Here is a 17,970-nt window from a genome sequence, read left to right on the forward strand (position 1 = left end):
CTGTTTGGAGTATTTGCCCTATTAACACTGTGTCGGTTGTCGAGGCCTTCAACTTGAGGAGGTTGAGGCAATTTTTCCTTGTGTTGATGTTAGACCGCTGTGTTGTGGGGGCAAGAGGGCGGATGCGGCTTGCGTTGTGGGAAAACACACCCCCCACGTACGGATTCTCGAGGGCATAAAAAAACCCGGCATAAAAGCCGGGTTTCTTGACTGGCGCGAAGCTTAGGCGGTGAAGGTTTTGCCTTCGAACTGCTCAGCCACGAATTTCCAGTTGACCAGGTTCCAGAATGCTTCGACGTACTTCGGACGAAGGTTGCGGTAGTCGATGTAGTAAGCGTGTTCCCAGACGTCGCAGGTCAGCAGCGGGGTGTCGCCGCTGGTCAGCGGGTTGCCGGCGCCGATGGTGCTGGCCAGGGCCAGGGAACCGTCAGCCTTTTTCACCAGCCAGCCCCAACCGGAACCGAAGGTGCCGATGGACGTTTTGCTGAACTCTTCCTTGAACTTGTCGAACGAACCGAAAGCAGCGTTGATGGCATCAGCCAGAGCGCCGGTTGGTTGACCGCCGGCGTTTGGCGCCAGGCAGTTCCAGTAGAAAGTGTGGTTCCAGACCTGAGCGGCGTTGTTGAAGATACCGCCCGAGGAAGTCTTGACGATTTCTTCCAGGGTCTTGCCTTCGAACTCGGTGCCTGGCACCAGGTTGTTCAGGTTCACGACATAGGTGTTGTGGTGCTTGTCGTGGTGGTATTGCAGAGTTTCCTCTGAAATGTGCGGCTGCAGGGCATTGTGCGCGTAAGGCAGCGGCGGCAATTCGAAAGCCATGATAATTCTCCTAATCAGGTCAGTTGCGGTGAGCGCAAGGCCGATCACGGGCGGCCAGACATGCGCCGGGGAGTTTGTACTCTTTGCGGCGCAGGGATCGGATCATAGCACCGGGGGTGCGGCATAACCACGCAACAACTGTGTGGAATAGAGGTTCCAGAGCCTTTTGGAATAATTCACCCGGCGATGACTAGTTGAATCGCTACGGTGAACATCATCACGGCGACCAACAAGTCGAGAATTCGCCAGGTACTGGGGCGTGCCAACCACGGTGCCAACCATGCTGCGCCGAAGGCCAGGGTGAAAAACCACAGCAACGATGCACTGGCCGCGCCCACGACATAAGCACCGGGCTCGGTCTGTTGTGCGCCGAGAGAGCCGATCAGCAACACGGTGTCCAGGTAGACGTGTGGGTTAAGCAGGGTCACCGCCAAAGCGCTGAGCAGCACCGCCCGCAATGAGCGCACGGTCTGGTTCTCACCTTGTTGCAGGCTCTGTTTCGAGCACGCCCGACGTAGCGCCAGGCTGCCATACCACAGCAGAAACGCCGCGCCACCCCAACGAGCGATGGCCAACAGAGTCGGGTTCTGCGCCAGCAACGTCGCCAGGCCGAACACCCCGGCGGCTACCAGCAACGCATCGCAGGTTACGCAGAGCGCCGCCACCGGCAGGTGATGTTCACGTCGAAGGCTCTGCGCCAACACAAACGCATTCTGAGTGCCGATCGCCATGATCAGCCCGGCGGCCACCAACAGGCCGTTCACATAGCTTTGCCACATAAGATTTTTACTCCGCGTTGGCCGCCAGATCCCGCAGTACCTGCAGGGCGCGTTCGGCATCGGCCTGGCCGACGAACAAATGGTCGTGGTAGTAGCCGGCAATCACGTTGCAACTGATGCCGGCCTGGCCCAGTGCCGTGGCGAACGCGGCGGTCAGGCCGACGGCTTCAAGGGCTGAGTGCACGTTCAAGGTGATCCAGGCAGCGATGTAGTCGAAGCTGAAACCGGCCTTCTCGGCGTGGGAACGTTGCAGAATCACCGTCAGCCCTTCCTGTTCGCGGAAGCTGCCGACAATCTCAAGGCCTGCGGGCAGCTTGCCGTCAGGCAACGTGCAGAACACGTATTCGCCGTCGTTGAGTTGCGGGCTCATGCTGCGCAGCAGGGTTGCCAATGAGGTTTCGCCAGCCATGTCGGTGATCCTTGTTCAAGAGTTCTTGCTGGCCATTCTCCGGTGGGAAGTTGTATAAGAAAAACCAATAGTGCTGATCGCTCATTAGGAAAACTGATGTTCGACTACAAATTACTGTCCGCGCTCGCCGCCGTGATCGAGCAGGCCGGATTCGAACGCGCCGCGCAGGTCTTGGGCTTGTCCCAATCGGCCATCTCCCAGCGCATCAAACTGCTCGAGGCGCGGGTCGGCCAACCGGTGTTGGTGCGGGTCACGCCTCCGGCCCCGACGGAGATCGGCCGGCGATTGCTCAACCATGTGCAGCAGGTGCGGTTGCTGGAGCGCGATCTGCAAAGCCTGGTGCCGGCGCTGGACGAAGAAGGCCTGCCGGAACGCCTGCGTATCGCGCTGAACGCTGACAGCCTGGCCACCTGGTGGGCTGCGGCGGTGGGGGATTTTTGCGCGCAGGAGCATCTGTTGCTCGACCTGGTGGTGGAAGACCAGACCGTCGGCCTCAAACGCATGCGTGCAGGCGAAGTGGCGGGGTGTCTGTGCGCCAGTGAGCGGCCGGTGGCCGGTGCGCGCAGCGTTTTGTTGGGGGCGATGCGCTACCGTGCGTTGGCCAGCCCGGCATTCATTGCCCGGCATTTCCCTGAAGGCGTGCGCGCCGATCAGTTGGCCAAAACGCCAGCCCTGGTGTTTGGTCCGGACGATTTCCTGCAGCATCGATACCTTGCGTCAGTTGGCGTGAATGGCGGTTTCGAACACCATTTATGCCCGTCTTCCGAAGGGTTTCTTCGTCTCACGGAAGCAGGGCTTGGCTGGGGGCTGGTGCCTGAATTGCAGGTGCGCGAGCAGCTGGCGCGCGGCCAATTGGTGGAGCTTTTGCCAGATAAGCCGATCGATGTGCCGCTGTACTGGCATCATTGGCGCAATGGCGGTCAGCTGTTGGGGTTACTCACCGATCAATTGGTGCGCTCGTCGAAGCAATGGCTGGTGCCGTTGGACTGACGGCTGGCGTCAAGACCTCACGCCCTACGCAATATGCAAAACGCAAAACGAAATATTCGGAGCAATACATGAAGATTCTGGTCACCGGCGCAAGCGGCTTCATTGGCGGACGCTTTGCGCGTTTCGCCCTGGAGCAGGGCCTGGACGTGCGGGTCAACGGTCGCCGGGCCGAGAGCGTCGAGCATTTGGTGCGCCGTGGTGCCGAGTTCATCCAGGGCGACTTGAGCGACCCGCAACTGGCGCGCGACCTGTGTTCCGACGTCGAAGCCGTGGTCCATTGCGCCGGCGCTGTCGGTTTGTGGGGGCGCTATCAGGACTTCCATCAAGGCAACGTCGAGGTCACCGAGAACGTGGTCGAGGCCTGCCTGAAACAACGGGTACGGCGCCTGGTGCACTTGTCGTCGCCATCGATTTACTTCGATGGTCGCGATCATCTGGGGTTGACCGAAGACCAGGTGCCCAAGCGCTTCAAGCATCCTTACGCCGCAACCAAATACCTGGCCGAGCAAAAAGTTTTCGGTGCGCAGGAGTTCGGCCTCGAAACCCTGGCCCTGCGCCCGCGTTTCGTAACGGGCGCAGGCGACATGAGCATTTTCCCCAGGTTGCTGAAGATGCAACGCAAAGGGCGGCTGGCGATTATCGGCAATGGCCTGAACAAGGTTGACTTCACCAGTGTGCAAAACCTCAATGAGGCGTTGTTCAGCAGCTTGCTGGCCAGCGGTTCGGCCTTGGGCAAGGCCTACAACATCAGCAACGGAGCGCCGGTGCCGTTGTGGGATGTGGTCAATTACGTGATGCGCAAAATGGATGTCCCACAGGTGACCCGTTACCGTTCCTACGGCTTGGCCTACAGCCTTGCCGCGCTCAACGAGGGTGTTTGCAAGTTGTGGCCGGGGCGTCCGGAGCCGACCCTGTCGCGACTGGGCATGCAGGTAATGAACAAAAATTTCACCCTGGACATCAGTCGCGCCCGGCATTATCTGGACTACGATCCGAAAGTCAGCCTCTGGACCGCCCTCGATGAATTTTGCGCCTGGTGGAAGGCTCAGGACATTCGCTGACACATAAGGGCTGCCCCCTACTGAACCGAGTTCGGGGTTCAGGGTCAACCGGTGCGGCAGCGAGGGTTATACTTCGCCGCATCAAGCCATCACCGCGTTTTACAAAGGTTGACTCAATGTCCATGCGTAACGATGCCAACGACGACTTCGACGATGTACCGAGCCTGCGTGCCGACAGCCTCGACGACGATGATTTTCCGACCACCGCGCGCACTTCCGTGCATTCGCGCACCACACCGGTAGTCAAGGTCAAAAGCCCGAGCACCGGCCCGCTGTGGGCGTTGGTCGGCGCGTTGTTCTTTGCCTTCGCCGGCCTTGCCTGGTGGAGTTTTCAGCAGATTTCGCTGATGGAACAACAACTGGTGGCGACCCAGGAAAGTTTCGCGCGCATCAGTGAGGAAGCGGCGGGGCGCTTGCAGGACATTTCCGGCAAGGTCGTGGCCAGCCAGTCCACGGTCAACACCGGCAGTGAAGCGTTGAAGCTGCAAATAAAACAACTGGAAGGCAAGCTCCAGGACCAGAGCAAACAGCTGGAAAGCAAACTCCAGGATCAGAGCAAACAGCAGCAAGGCGTGCTCGGCCAGACCTCCGATCTGGACAAGCGCCTGGCGCAAATGACCACGCAGGCCAGCGAACAACAAGCCGCCAATGCCCAGTTGCAGGCCCAGGTCAAAGCCTTGAGCGGCGAACTGGCCGCGTTGAAGAGCGCACCGGCCGATACCAGCAAGGTCGACGCCCAACTCAAAAGCCTTGGCGCCGACATCGCCGCGCTGAAGCGGCAAGGTAACCCGAGTGCCGCCGTCGAGCGCCTGGAGCAAGACATGATCGTGCTCAAAAGCCAACAGGACAACCGCCCGGCCGCAGCGCAAGGTGGCAACAATACCGCCGAGTTCGATGCCTTCCGCGGCCAGGTCACCCGCAACATCAACACCCTGCAGGCGCAGATCCAGAACCTGCAACAACAGCTGCACGCCCGGACTCAATAGCCCGATGCAGTGATGTTGTGTGGAGTGGGCCTGTGGAGTGGGGCTTTTGTGGCGAGGGAGCTTGCTCCCGCTCGACTGCGCAGCAGTCGCAAATCAGGCACCGCAGGTTATCTGAATAGCGGTGGTGAATGGGTTTGGGGCGGCTACGCCACCCAACGGGAGCAAGCTCCCTCGCCACAAAAAGCAACACAACGCCAGGTCGTTAGTGGTGTCCGGGCTGACGTCTTCGCGGGCAAGCCTCGGCCTTTCTATCGAACCTTGTCTTCCCGCCCGCGCAACATCCTGTTTGGCATGGCAATCGCCGCCGCCAGCCCCAGCAGCGACACCGCCGCGCTGACTATCAGCAAATGCCTGAAGGTCAGCAGCAACTCGGCGCGCAAGGCGTTTTGCGCGTCACCCGGTGCGGCGTTCAAACCATCGAGCAAGACATTCCCCGAACGGCCCTCGGCGATCAGCGACGAGCCGGCCAGGTGCGCGAAACTGGAGTCCTGCAACAACGCCAACAACAGTGCCGACATCAACGCCACCCCCACTGCACCGCCCAGAGCGCGGAACAGATTGGTGGTGCTGGTGGCAACGCCGATGTCCCGTTGCTCCACCGAGTTTTGCGTGCCCACCAACGACGTCGGGAACTGCATGCCGCTGGCGATGCCGCTGAGCAACATGAACAGGCTACTGAGCAGAAACGCCTGCGGCGCACTGAATGCCATCCCCAGAATCGAGAATGGCATGAGCAGGGCACCGGTCAAAATCATCGGTTTGTAACGACCGGTCACCGAGGTCCGGCGCCCGGCGAAATAGGCGCCTATCGGTAAACCCATGGCCAGCGGCAACAGGTGCAGTGCCGCGCTGTCGGCCCCGGCGCCGGTGACGCTCTGGAAGCGCAACGGCATCAGCACGATCAGGGAGATCGCCTGGAAACTGGTGAAGAAAATCGTGCACCAGCAAAGGATCGCATTGCGGTTGGCGAACAAATGCATCGGCAGCAACGGTTCCCGCGCCCGCCGTTCGTGCCAGACGAACACCGCCAGCACCATCACCGCACAACCGAGCAAACCCGCCACTTCGGCACTGCGCCACGAATGCCCCTGGCCAACCTGAGTGATGCCCAGCAACAACGCCGTCAGGCCAATGATCATCAGCAACGTACCGAGGTAGTCGATGATCGGCTTGCGCTGCGGAACCGGCAGCCCCACCAGCGTGTGGTAGGCCACCAGCCAGGCACCCAGGCCCAACGGCAGGTTGATCAAAAACACCCAGCGCCAGGACAGGTATTCGGTCATGTAGCCACCGAGTACCGGGCCGGCCACGCTGGCCACCGCGTACATGCTGCTGAAGTAACCCTGATAACGACCGCGTTCGCGCGGTGGAACGATGTCGCCGATGATCGCCTGGCTCACCGAAATCATTCCGCCGGCACCGATGCCTTGAAAGATCCGCGCCAGCACCAGTTGCTCCATGCTTTGCGCCATGCCACAGAACAATGAAGCCAGGGTGAACAAGCCCATGCCGAACAGCATCAACCGGCGGCGGCCATACAGATCGCCGAGCTTGCCGTAGATCGGCACCGCCACGGTCATCGCCACCATGTAGCCGGAAATGACCCAGGCCAGCAGGCTGACGTCCTTGAACTGCGCGGAAATCGCCGGCATCGACACAGCGACGATGGTCTGGTCCAGCGCACCCAGAAAGATCGCCAGCATCAGGGCGATCAGCACGCTGCGAATGGCCGGTTTGGGCGTTTCAGGCCGGTTGAGATTGGTCACGGTAAAACCTGCGGGCAGTGATGGACCCGCAAGAGGCAAGGCGAGCGGGAGTGCTCGCCAGTGTAAGTCGATAGGAGCCTATTCGATAGCCTCGTATGGAAGGCCGACGTAGTTTTCCGCGATGGTTTTTCGGCCCGCCTCGGAGTCAACGAAATAGGCCAGCTCCGATTCGCTGATGCGCTGACTGAACGCGTCGTGCTCGTCGAAGCGATGTAACATCGAGGTCATCCACCAGGAAAACCGTTCGGCTTTCCACACCCGCCGCAGGCAGATTTCGGAATACTTCTCCAGCAAATCAACACGGCCTTCGCGGTAAACCTTCAGCAGAATATTGAACAATGTACTGACATCACTGGCCGCCAGGTTCAAGCCTTTGGCCCCGGTGGGCGGGACGATGTGCGCGGCGTCGCCGACCAGGAACATCCGCCCGTACTGCATCGGCTCGACCACGAAACTGCGCAGCGGCGCAATGCTTTTCTCGATCGACGGGCCGGTCACCAGCACATCGGCGAGGGCGGCCGGCAGACGGGATTTGAGTTCGTCCCAGAAGCGTTGGTCGGACCAGTCATCGACCTGATCCTGGGCCGGTACCTGAAGGTAATAACGGGTGCGCGTCGGCGAACGCATGCTGCACAACGCAAAGCCTCGTTCATGCCGCGCGTAGACCAACTCTTCGTGGACCGGCGGGGTGTCGGCAAGAATCCCCAGCCAGCCGAACGGATACACCCGCTCGAACACCTTCAGGCAGTCGGCAGGGATCGACTGCCGCGCCACGCCATGGAAACCGTCGCAACCGGCGATGTAGTCACAATCGAGTCGATACGTTTCGCCGTCCTTGTCGAAGGTGACAAAGGGTTCAGCGGTTTTCATGCCGTGGGGGACGACGTTGCCGGCTGCATAAATGGTCTGCGCGCCAGCGTCCCGACGAGCGGCCATCAGGTCGCGAGTGACCTCGGTCTGGCCATACACCATCACGGTATTGCCACCAGTGAGCGCCTGCAGATCGATGTGTACCCGGCGCCCGTCCAGGGCCAGTTCGAAGCCTGTGTGGACCAGCCCTTCGGCGTCCATGCGCTGGCCCACTCCGGCCTGACGCAACAGCTCTACCATGCCTTGTTCGAGGACTCCGGCACGGATGCGTCCCAGCACATAGTCCGGGGTCTGGCGTTCGAGAATCAGGGTGTCGATGCCGGCGTTATGCAGCAATTGGCCGAGTAGCAAACCAGAGGGGCCGGCGCCGATGATGGCGATTTGGGTTCTTAGTGTTTTCATTGTTTTTATGACTCGCAAGCTCCACGCGACCAACGCCGGTGGATGATTTTTATGGATCGAGTGCTTGCATTTTTCACTTGCGGGTCTGTCAATTGAAGGTGAAAACTGAGCCGATACCTGTACATTCTGCCAATCGGTGCGATTATCGCCCCGTTACCTTCGAGGCCTGGATTGAAGTGATGAACAAGCCCGCCCTGCCATCGATTCCGGTGTTCAAACTCTACGGTGAAAGCCTGGATTGGCCGACCCCCGATTTGCTCCACTGTGAAACCATTTCAAAACGCAGCCGCGAACATCAATGGGAAATAAAACCCCATCGCCACGCTGATTTGTGTCAGTTGCTCTTCGTCTTCAAAGGTCAGGCAGAGCTTGAGATCGAAGGGAAACGCTCACAATTGGCTGAGCCGGCAATCATCATTCTGCCGCCGTTATCGGTGCATGGTTATCGGTTTTCCGAGGACGTCGAAGGGTTCGTCGTCACCCTGGCCGCGCCGCTGGTCGCCCATCTTCAGGCGCAGTTGGGCAATTCGGTAAATGCCCTGGCCCAAGCCGAAAGCTACCCGGCGGGCAAGGACAGCGAGTACCTCAACAGCCTGTTTTCAGCGCTGCAAAGCGAATACACCGGCCATCAACCGGCGCGGGAAATGCTCATGCATTCGCTGGTCAGCGTGATCATGGTGTGGGTCAGCCGTCAGGTGATCCAGCGCCGTGCTGCCAATCAGCGTCCGCAGCGTGCCCGGGAATACCTCAACGGTTTTATCCAGCTGGTGGAGGAGACCTATCGCCAGCACGTCAAGGTCGAGGATCTGGCCCATCGGCTGGGGATTTCCGTGTCCCACCTCAACGGCACGTGCCGTGAACTGGCGGGGCAACCGGCGTTGCAGATCATGCACGAGCGTCAGTTGCTGGAGGCCAAGCGCTTGCTGACCTACACCAGCATGACCATTTATGAAATGTCCGATGTGCTGGGGTTTTCCGATCCGACCAACTTCACACGCTTGTTCCGACGTCGGGTGGGGATCTCGCCCAAGGCTTTTCGCGACCGCTTGAAGGCCGATCAGGACGCTGCCGATCAGAAGAGCGACGCCTGACCCCTGTGGCGAGGGGGCTTGCCCCCGTTCGGCTGCGCAGCAGTCGTAATTCGGTGAATGCGGTGTTCTCATTGAAATGCTGGGGCCGCTTCGCGACCCAACGGGGGCAAGCCCCCTCGCCACAGGGTGTTCGTCAGCGGAGGGCGTTGAGGCTTGCGCTGTGGGGGATGCAGCGCTCGAAGTTGCAGCTCGCGAAGTCACGGGGCACTTTTCGCAACTGTTCGACACGCCAGGCGGCCGTGCCATACAGCGCCAGCGTCGCCGCGCAAGTGATGAAAATAGCGAGGTATCTTCTTGTTTTGATGTTCATGGCGTTGACCTCTGAACGAATACCCTTGGGTACTGTTTTGAGCATAGGTCAGCGCCGGTGAGTTGCCATCAAAACCGCCCCACATTCGCTCCGGTTAAAGGCCCACATCCCACGCCGGTTCTTCGGGGAATCTGAGCACCAGAAAATCCAGCATGCTGCGCAACGCCACCGGCATGTGCTTGCGTGAGGCATACACCGCATAGATGTTCATCTGCCGGGGCTCGGCCTGGGGCAGCAGGCGGATCAGTTCGCCGCTGTGGATATGCACGCCGGCCTGGTAACTGGGCAGCATCGCCACGCCGGCCCCGGCCATCGCCGCGCGCAACAGCGTGCTGGCTTCGTTGGCGCTGATGTTGCCCTGCACCGGCACCGAGACCGGTTCGCCATCCTGCTCGAAATGCCAGAGGCTTTTGCCGAAGTAAGAGTGAGTCAGGCAATTGTGCAGGCTCAGGTCTTCGACCCGTTGCGGCGCCGGGTGCTCGCGCAGGTAATCGGGGGAGGCGCAGATCACCGAGCGGCAGACCGTCAGCCGCCGGGCGATCAGGTTCGGGTCCAGGTCGTTGCTGGTGCGGATGGCCAGGTCGATGCGCTCATCCACCAGGTTCACCGTGCGGTCGAGCATTTGCAGATCGATACTTACACCGGGGTAACGTTTGACGTAGGCGGCCATGGCATCGGCCAGTTGCGCCTGGCCGAACGAGGTGCTGACACTGATCCGCAGCAGGCCGCGCGGTGCGTCGTCCGGCTCGCTGACGGCGGCTTGCATGTCGCTGGATAAATCGAGCATCTGCCGGCACCGGGGCAGGATTTCACTGCCAGCGGCGGTCAGGCTCAATTTGCGCGTGGTGCGGTGCATCAGGCGTGCGCCGACCCAATCTTCCAGCTCCGCCAGATACCGTGAAACCACCGGCCGCGACAGGTCCAGATGATCGGCGGCGGCCGATTGGCTGCCCAGATCCACCACCGTAACGAACACCCGCATTGCTTGTAGACGATCCATGATTTGCCCGCTTTCAGAAACAAACTATGTTCAAGCATCGCATTTTTTGTATCGAACCAGGCAACTAAGCTCTGTCCCATCGCCAAGCACGGCATTCGGACAACGGAGCAACACATGATCGGCTTCACTTCAATCAAACGCATTCTTCTGGCAACCGCCACACTGGGCTTCGCGGCCCACGCCGCTGCGGCGTCGACCCTGACCCTGGACGTCTACAACCCTGGCACCAACGCAATCTTCCCGGTGACCTCGGTACTGGTCAGCGGCGAGAAGGAAGCGATTCTGGTGGACGCACAATTCGGCAAATCCCAGGCCGAACAAGTGGTGGAAAAAATCCGCGCCAGCGGCAAGCAACTGACCACCATCTACATCAGCCACGGTGACCCGGATTACTACTTCGGCCTCGACACCATCACCCAAGCGTTCCCGAAGGCCAAAGTATTGGCCTCGCGACCGACCGTTGATCACATCAAGAAAACTGTCGACGGCAAACTGGCGTTCTGGGGTCCGAAAATGGGCGCCGATGTGCCGAACAAAACCATCGTGCCGCACGTGCTCAAGGGCGACAGCCTGATGTTGGAAGGGCAGAAACTGCAGGTGCTCGGCCTGGATGGCAAGCAGCCGGATCGCAGCTTTGTGTGGATCCCGTCGATCAAGGCAGTGGTCGGTGGCGTGGTTGTCGCCGAAAACATTCACGTTTGGATGGCTGACACCCAGACCCCGCAGTCCCATGCCGATTGGCTGACGACGCTGCACATGATCGAAGCCTTGAAGCCGAACACCATCGTGCCGGGTCACTACCTCGGTGAGAGCGCTCGCTCTCTGGCAGCTGTGCAGTTCACCGCTGATTACATCAAGGCTTTCGACGAAGAAACCGCCAAGGCGAAAGACGCTGCCGAACTGATCGGCGCGATGAAAAAACGCTACCCGACCCTGGGCGAAGAAAGCTCGCTCGAGCTGAGCGCCAAAGTCGCCAAGGGCGAGATGAAGTGGTAATCCGGCGGACCTGAAACTGAACAAGCCTTTGTGGCGAGGGAGCTTGCTCCCGCTGGAGTGCGAAGCACTCCCCGCATTTCTTCAGGCTAACCGCATTCGAAGGTTTTACGACTGCTTCGCAGCCGAGCGGGAGCAAGCTCCCTCGCCACAAAGGTTGTGCTGATTACACACACGCTATACATCACAATTACATCAACTGGAGAACGTCATGAGCAAAATCGCAATCATCGGTGCCACCGGTCGTGCCGGTAGCCAATTGTTGGAAGAAGCCCTGCGTCGCGGTCACAGCGTCACCGCCATCGCTCGCGATACCTCGAAAATCGGCCAGCGTGCCGGTGTCGTCAGCAAAAACGTCGACGTGCTCGATGCCGCTGCTTTGCAAGCCGCCGTCGCTGGCCATGATGCTGTAATCAGTGCTGCACATTTCTCCACCATCCCCGCCAGCGCCGTCATCGAGCCGGTGAAGCAGGCCGGGGTCAAGCGTCTGCTGGTGGTGGGCGGTGCCGGTTCGCTGTTGCTGCCGGGCGGCAGCCGGGTGATCGACAGCGAAGGTTTTCCGCCGGAGTACAAGGCCGAGGCCAGCGCCGGTGCCGAGTTCCTCAATACCTTGCGTCAGGAAAAAGACCTGGACTGGACCTTCCTGTCGCCGTCGGCGGAGTTTGTCGAAGGTGAGCGTACGGGCACGTTTCGAGTCGGCAAGGATGACTTGCTGGTGAGTGCCCAGGGCCGCAGCTGGATTACCTTTGCCGATTACGCGATCGCATTGCTGGATGAAGTGGAAACACCGAAGCATTCCCGCCAGCGGTTTACGGTCGGGTATTAACTTCGCAACACCACATCCCTTGTAGCAGCTGGCGCAGCCTGCGTTCGGCTGCGCAGCAGTCGCAAAACCATACACTGCGGTGTGTCAGAATAACCGTGGATACAGGGTTTACGACTGCTGCACAGCCGAACGCAGGCTGCGCCAGCTGCTACAGGGCGATTTCGGTTCAGCGTGCCTGCGCCTGCTCCACCAACCACCCCATCAATTCGCGCAACTTCGGCGAAGGCGCAGGTTTTTCGGGGAACACCAGGTAATACGCCAATCCGGTTTTCACCTTCAAATCAAAGGGCATGACCAGCCGCCCGGCGCTCAGGTCATCGCCGATCAACGACCAATCGCCAATCGCCACGCCCGTCCCCTGGGACGCCATCGACATCGCCAGGTCCAGGGTTTCGAAGTGCTGGCCCTTGCCGACATTGCTCAGATGAATATCCGCCGCTTTCAACCAGGCTTTCCAGTCCCGCTCATCCCGGGTCGGATGCAGCAACAAGTGTTGTTGCAGGTCTGCCGGTGTCTGCAAGGCCTGTGGCCCTTCAAGCATCGGTCGGGAACACACAGGCGTCAGTTGCTCATCGAACAAATGATGGGAGGCCAGTGAGCTCTCCGGCGGCGGGCCATACATCACCGCCGCGTCGAATTGTTCACGATGAAAATCCACGCCGTGTTTCACCGTGGTGGTCAATTCCACCGGCACATCCGGGCGTTCCTTTTGCCACTGCAACAGGCGCGGCAACAGCCAGCGCATCACGCAGGTCGGCGCTTTCAGTTGCAAGGTTTCGCGCTTCTCGCCGATCTGCTCCACGGCCTCGTCGATCAGGCCGAAAATCTGCTGCACCCGTGGCAACCACTCACGTCCTTCGGCGGTCAGGCTCAAGCCCCGCGCCTGGCGAATGAAGAGCTCATAACCCAGATGATCTTCCAGCCCGGCGATCTGCCGACTCACCGCGCCTTGGGTGATGTGCAGCTGTTCGGCGGCCCGGGTGAAGTTGCAGCACTGCGCGGTGATCAGAAAAGTGTGCAACGCCGGCAGGGGAGGCAGTCGTTTCATTGGGATCCAAGGTATGACGTGAGGACATGGCTAGTATGACTTTTTATCCATTGTTGCGGCTACGTGTCGCCCGTTCCAATGAGGCCATTCCCGGGCCTGCCAATCCATCATAAACACTGCGCAGGCCCGGCGTCTCAAACGAACAAAAAGGGCAAACACATGGCGACGTGCGGCGAAGTATTGGTCAAGTTACTCGAAGATTACGGGGTCGAGCAGGTGTTCGGCATTCCCGGGGTGCATACCGTGGAGCTGTATCGCGGGCTGGCCCGTTCGAGCATCAACCACGTCACTCCACGTCACGAACAGGGCGCCGGGTTCATGGCCGACGGCTATGCCCGCACCAGCGGCAAACCGGGCGTGTGCTTCATCATCACCGGCCCTGGCATGACCAACATCACCACCGCCATGGGCCAGGCTTACGCCGACTCGATCCCGATGCTGGTGATCTCCAGCGTGCAATCGCGCAGCCAATTGGGCGGTGGGCGCGGCAAGCTGCATGAGCTGCCGAACCAGAGCGCACTGGTCGGCGGCGTGGCGGCGTTCTCCCATACCTTGATGTCGGCGGCGGAATTGCCGGGCGTGTTGGCGCGGGCCTTCGCGCTGTTCCAGGCCGGTCGCCCGCGTCCGGTGCACATCGAAATCCCGTTGGACGTGCTGGTCGAAGAGGCCGATGACTTGCTCGCCAGCGTGCCGGTGAACATCGATCGTGCCGGTGCTTCGCCCAGCGCGATCAGCCGCATGACCGACCTGCTGGCCGGTGCCAAACGCCCATTGATTCTCGCTGGTGGCGGCGCCATCGATGCGGCGGCCGAGCTGACTGAACTGGCCGAGCTGCTGGATGCGCCAGTGGCCTTGACCATCAATGCCAAAGGCATGCTCGAATCCAGCCACCCATTGCTGATCGGTTCGACCCAAAGCCTGGTGGCCACCCGTGCGCTGGTGGCCGAGGCCGACGTGGTGCTGGCCATCGGTACCGAACTGGCCGAAACCGATTACGACGTCACCTTCGCCGGCGGCTTCGAAATCCCGGGCGTGCTGCTGCGCGTGGACATCGACCCAGACCAGACCGTGCGTAATTACCCGCCGAAGGTCGCGTTGGTGGCCGACTCGCGCAATGCCGCCCAGGCCCTGCTGAGCGCGCTGTCCCACAAGTCGCTGGCCGAGCGCCGCAACGACTGGGGCCAAGTGCGCGCCGCTCGCTTGCGAGAAGAGCTCGCCGCGACCTGGGACGCCCCGACCCTGGCCCAGACCCGCTTCCTGGAAACCGTGCTGTACGAATTGCCGAACGCGGTGTTCGTCGGCGATTCGACCCAACCGGTGTACACCGGCAACCTGACCTTCAACCCGGAGCGTCCGCGTCGCTGGTTCAACTCGTCCACCGGCTACGGCACCCTCGGTTACGCCTTGCCGGCGGCAATTGGCGCCTGGCTCGGTGGCAGCGTCGAAGGCGGCGCACGCCCTCCAGTGGTGTGCCTGATCGGCGACGGAGGCCTGCAATTCACCCTGCCGGAACTGGCCAGCGCGGTGGAAGCCCGCACGCCGGTGATCGTGTTGCTGTGGAATAACCAGGGCTACGAAGAGATCAAGAAATACATGGTCAACCGCGCCATCGAGCCGGTGGGCGTGGACATCTACACCCCCGATTTCATTGGTGTGGCCAAAGCGCTGGGCTGCGCGGCCGAAGCGGTCAGCAGTGTTGACGGATTGCGTGATGCGTTGCGCCTGGCCACCGATCGTCAGGGCCCGACCCTGATTGAAATCGACCAGACCCAGTGGATGAAGGCGGTGTCGCAATGAGTGTTCCCATGACCTTTCCGACGACCCTTGACGGCCTGTTCATCGATGGCCAATGGTCCGCTGGCAATGAACATCTGCGCGTGATCAACCCGGCGACCGAAGCCCTGCTGACCACCGTTAACGGCGGCGATGCACAGGCTGTCGATCAGGCCGTCACCGCTGCGGCCAACGCTTTTCAGCAATGGTCGAAAACCACCGGTGCCGAGCGCGGGGCGATCCTGCGCAGAATCGCCGCAGGCGTGCAGGCCGGGCGCGAACAGTTGATGAAGTTGCAGTCGAGCAACAACGGCAAACCGCTGTTCGAAGCGGCCATCGACGTCGACGACGTGATCGCCACCTTCGAGTATTACGCCGGGCTGGCCGAAGGGCTCGATGCCAGGCAAGACAGCAAAGTGGAACTGCCGAGCGACGATTTCAGCGCCCGTTTGCGCCGCGAACCGTGCGGTGTGGTGGGGCTGATCGTGCCGTGGAATTTCCCGATGGTCACCACCGCCTGGAAACTCGCCCCGGCCCTGGCCGCCGGTTGCTGCGTGGTGCTCAAACCGTCTGAAGTGACGCCGCTGCCGGAGCTGGAACTGGCGACGATCATTGCCGAGGCCGGTGTGCCAAACGGTGTGTTCAACCTGGTCTGCGGCACCGGCCTTGCCGTTGGCGCACCGCTGTCGGCTGACCCGCGCATCGCCAAGATTTCCTTCACCGGCAGCAACGCGGTGGGCGTGCAGGTGATGCAGCGGGCGGCGGAAACGGTGAAAGGCGTGAGCCTGGAACTGGGCGGCAAATCCTCACTGCTGGTGCTCGCCGATGCCGACATCGAGCTGGCGGTGGAAGTGGCCTGTGGCGGCGGTTTCTTCAACGCCGGGCAGATGTGTTCCGCAACCAGTCGCGTGCTGGTCGCCGATGAGTTGGCGGATGAATTTGTCGCGCGATTGAAGGCCCGTGCCGAGGCCATTCGCGTGGCCGACCCGTTTGACCCGAACGTGGAAATGGGCGCACTGGTCAATCAGGCGCAATACCAGCGGGTGCTGGGCCACATCGATCGCGGTTTGAGCGCTGGCGCGAAGTTGATCTGCGGCGGCAATCGTCCGGCGGACCTGTCGCGCGGCTATTTTTTGCAGCCGACTATTTTCATCGACGCGCCCCTCGACAGTGCGTTGTGGTGCGAAGAGATTTTCGGCCCGGTGATCTGTGTGCGCAGTTTCATCTCTGAAGCCGAGGCGATTGCCCTGGCCAACGACAGCCAGTTCGGCCTGGTCGCCAGTGTGGTTACGCGCGACAGCGAGGCCGCCGATCGGGTCGCCAACGCTTTGCAGGCGGGGCTTGTGTGGATCAACGCGCCGCAGGTGATCTTTCCGCAGACCGCTTGGGGTGGCTACAAACAGAGCAGCATCGGCCGCGAATTGGGGCCGTGGGGTTTGCAGGCGTTCCAGGAAATCAAGCACGTGATTCGGGCCGTCTGACAGCACGAAAACAGTGAGCGCATGCCTCTTGATGAGGCATGCGCCAGCGTCATGGCTTCAATGAGTTTTTATCGATAGTCAGGTGTTTTGCACGACCTCAGGATGAACCCGCCGGTCAAGCTCAAGTCCTTTGAAACCGGGGACTTCAAGCCGAACTGGCCGCGCGGATGCAACGGTTGCGACCAACCTCATACTTAAAAAAACAAAGGGAGTCCTTCATGGGCGAGCACGATCTGAACAGACGTCAATTCATCAAAACCGTGGGCGTGGCCTCGGTTGCCGCGGCAGCCATGAGCATGCCGTTCATCAAGGCCAACGCCAGCGACACGCGCTTTGCAGGCAAGACCCTGCGCCTGCTGACCTGGTCCGATGACACTGGCCTTGCAGCACTGCGCAATATCGCGGCCACCTTCGAAGACAAGTACGGCTGCAAGGTCATCGCTGACCGCACCGGCAGCACCTCGGAAATGGTCGCCAAACTCAAGGCCGGCGGTGATCGTCCGCAGTACGACATCATCACCCTGGCCGGCGTCGGCGCCGAAGGTCTGGCCGCCGCCAACCTGCTGGAAAAACCCGACCTCAACCGCATCCCCAACCTGGTGGATGTACCGGAGAAATACCGCACCGGCGCCAACGGCCACGGTATCGGTTACCTGCTGTGGTGCAACAGCCTCGTCTACAGCACCCGTACCCAGAAAGAAGCTCCGGACAGCTACGCCGCGATGTGGGACGCCGACCTGGCCCCGAACATTTTCCTGCCGCCGCCGAACTGGACCGAGGCCATGGACCTGATCATCATCGCCGCCAAACTGGCCGGTGGTGACGAACACAACATCGAGCCAGGCTTCAAGAAACTCGCCGAGCTCAAGAGCCGCGTGGTGACCCTGGGTGAAAACCCGAACCAGATCGCCGAGCTGTTCCGCACCGGGTCCCTGGACATGGGCGGCTTGTACGCGCCGGCGTTTTTCCCGAAACAGATCCGCGACCCGGCCTACGGTCTGGGCGCCACGTTCGGCATGAAGGAAGGTTTCTACACCGACCTGATGCTCTCGGTGATGCCGAAGAATCGTCCGGGCGATACCGACCTGGCCTACGCCTTCATCAACCACTCTCTGGACCCGCTGGTGCAGGGCAAGATGGCCGAAGACATCTACAACGGTCCGGTCAACGCCAAGGCGATCATCTCCGCCGAAGCCCGCAAGAGCCCGTACATCCTTACGCCGGAGCAGATTGCCGAGAAGGCGATCATGCACGACAACGCCTTCCTGGCCACCGTGCATGACCAATGGATTCGTCGTTACACGGAAATCTTTTCTTCCTGATTTCTGCGGTTTGAAGATTCATTGTGGCGAGGGAGCTTGCTCCC

At 60.8% G+C, this 17,970-nt stretch carries 17 protein-coding genes; 9 read left to right on the forward strand and 8 right to left on the reverse strand.

The genetic code is table 11. The features are described 5' to 3' along the window. Window positions 1–222: 222 nt before the first annotated feature. The 3 genes from ACCC96_RS03615 to ACCC96_RS03625 form a co-directional block, all read right to left on the reverse strand. Window positions 223–819, reverse strand: a complete 597-nt coding sequence (locus ACCC96_RS03615; protein ID WP_007938876.1) for a superoxide dismutase — start codon at window positions 817–819, stop codon at window positions 223–225. 176 nt (window positions 820–995) lie between these two features. Next, window positions 996–1,598: a LysE/ArgO family amino acid transporter gene (locus ACCC96_RS03620; protein WP_007938875.1), complete on the reverse strand. Its 603-nt coding sequence runs from the start codon at window positions 1,596–1,598 to the stop codon at window positions 996–998. A 7-nt stretch (window positions 1,599–1,605) separates the two neighbouring features. After that, on the reverse strand, window positions 1,606–2,007 hold the full coding sequence (locus ACCC96_RS03625; protein ID WP_018926573.1) for an ACT domain-containing protein: 402 nt from the start codon (window positions 2,005–2,007) through the stop codon (window positions 1,606–1,608). Between the two features lie 96 nt (window positions 2,008–2,103). Between ACCC96_RS03625 and ACCC96_RS03630 the strand changes: the two genes are divergently transcribed. The 3 genes from ACCC96_RS03630 to ACCC96_RS03640 all read left to right on the forward strand — a co-directional run bounded on the left by ACCC96_RS03630 (window position 2,104) and on the right by ACCC96_RS03640 (window position 5,044). Beyond that, window positions 2,104–2,997 carry a LysR family transcriptional regulator ArgP gene (locus ACCC96_RS03630; protein WP_258672543.1) on the forward strand — a complete coding sequence of 298 codons (894 nt, stop codon included), beginning with the start codon at window positions 2,104–2,106 and terminating at the stop codon, window positions 2,995–2,997. A gap of 68 nt (window positions 2,998–3,065) precedes the next feature. Next, the gene (locus tag ACCC96_RS03635) at window positions 3,066–4,058 is read left to right on the forward strand and encodes an NAD-dependent epimerase/dehydratase family protein (RefSeq protein ID WP_230174919.1); all 993 of its coding nucleotides are present in this window, start codon (window positions 3,066–3,068) and stop codon (window positions 4,056–4,058) included. Window positions 4,059–4,174: 116 nt separating this feature from the next. Then, window positions 4,175–5,044, forward strand: coding sequence for an ATPase (locus ACCC96_RS03640; RefSeq protein ID WP_258672544.1), 870 nt, complete (start codon window positions 4,175–4,177; stop codon window positions 5,042–5,044). Between the two features lie 248 nt (window positions 5,045–5,292). Here ACCC96_RS03640 and ACCC96_RS03645 read toward each other — a convergent pair whose 3' ends face one another. Continuing rightward, complete coding sequence (locus tag ACCC96_RS03645) at window positions 5,293–6,810, reverse strand: MDR family MFS transporter (protein ID WP_413695016.1); 1,518 nt, start codon at window positions 6,808–6,810, stop codon at window positions 5,293–5,295. 78 nt (window positions 6,811–6,888) lie between these two features. Then, complete coding sequence (gene pobA / locus ACCC96_RS03650; protein WP_413695017.1) at window positions 6,889–8,082, reverse strand: 4-hydroxybenzoate 3-monooxygenase; 1,194 nt, start codon at window positions 8,080–8,082, stop codon at window positions 6,889–6,891. A gap of 179 nt (window positions 8,083–8,261) precedes the next feature. Here pobA and ACCC96_RS03655 point away from each other — a divergent pair, with 179 nt between their 5' ends. After that, window positions 8,262–9,173, forward strand: coding sequence for a helix-turn-helix domain-containing protein (locus ACCC96_RS03655; protein ID WP_413695018.1), 912 nt, complete (start codon window positions 8,262–8,264; stop codon window positions 9,171–9,173). A gap of 133 nt (window positions 9,174–9,306) precedes the next feature. Here the strand turns inward: ACCC96_RS03655 and ACCC96_RS03660 are convergent, their stop codons facing one another. Further along, complete coding sequence (locus ACCC96_RS03660) at window positions 9,307–9,528, reverse strand: hypothetical protein (protein WP_019651388.1); 222 nt, start codon at window positions 9,526–9,528, stop codon at window positions 9,307–9,309. A gap of 49 nt (window positions 9,529–9,577) precedes the next feature. Beyond that, the gene (locus ACCC96_RS03665; protein ID WP_413695019.1) at window positions 9,578–10,483 is read right to left on the reverse strand and encodes a LysR family transcriptional regulator; all 906 of its coding nucleotides are present in this window, start codon (window positions 10,481–10,483) and stop codon (window positions 9,578–9,580) included. Between the two features lie 114 nt (window positions 10,484–10,597). Here ACCC96_RS03665 and ACCC96_RS03670 point away from each other — a divergent pair, with 114 nt between their 5' ends. Both ACCC96_RS03670 and ACCC96_RS03675 read left to right on the forward strand, forming a co-directional pair. Further along, window positions 10,598–11,479 (forward strand): MBL fold metallo-hydrolase, encoded by an 882-nt coding sequence (locus ACCC96_RS03670; RefSeq protein ID WP_413695020.1) that lies wholly within the window; start codon window positions 10,598–10,600, stop codon window positions 11,477–11,479. 208 nt (window positions 11,480–11,687) lie between these two features. After that, on the forward strand, window positions 11,688–12,302 hold the full coding sequence (locus tag ACCC96_RS03675) for an NAD(P)-dependent oxidoreductase (RefSeq protein WP_258672549.1): 615 nt from the start codon (window positions 11,688–11,690) through the stop codon (window positions 12,300–12,302). Between the two features lie 166 nt (window positions 12,303–12,468). On the opposite strand, the gene ACCC96_RS03680 is transcribed toward ACCC96_RS03675, so the two are convergent. Next, a complete protein-coding gene (locus ACCC96_RS03680) occupies window positions 12,469–13,350 on the reverse strand; it encodes a LysR substrate-binding domain-containing protein (RefSeq protein WP_413695021.1) in 882 nt (293 codons plus the stop codon). A gap of 159 nt (window positions 13,351–13,509) precedes the next feature. Here ACCC96_RS03680 and ACCC96_RS03685 point away from each other — a divergent pair, with 159 nt between their 5' ends. The 3 genes from ACCC96_RS03685 (at window position 13,510) to ACCC96_RS03695 (ending at window position 17,926) form a co-directional block, all read left to right on the forward strand. Then, entirely contained in the window at window positions 13,510–15,147 is a 1,638-nt protein-coding gene (locus ACCC96_RS03685; RefSeq protein ID WP_413695022.1) for a 5-guanidino-2-oxopentanoate decarboxylase, read from the forward strand. Window positions 15,148–15,155: 8 nt separating this feature from the next. After that, window positions 15,156–16,604 (forward strand): aldehyde dehydrogenase family protein, encoded by a 1,449-nt coding sequence (locus tag ACCC96_RS03690; protein ID WP_413695023.1) that lies wholly within the window; start codon window positions 15,156–15,158, stop codon window positions 16,602–16,604. 218 nt (window positions 16,605–16,822) lie between these two features. Then, window positions 16,823–17,926: an extracellular solute-binding protein gene (locus ACCC96_RS03695; RefSeq protein ID WP_258672554.1), complete on the forward strand. Its 1,104-nt coding sequence runs from the start codon at window positions 16,823–16,825 to the stop codon at window positions 17,924–17,926. Window positions 17,927–17,970: the final 44 nt, after the last annotated feature.

Origin of the sequence: Pseudomonas sp. Pseusp11 (assembly GCF_047304405.1) — a bacterium.
In the GTDB taxonomy this organism is placed as follows: Bacteria; Pseudomonadota; Gammaproteobacteria; order Pseudomonadales; family Pseudomonadaceae; genus Aquipseudomonas.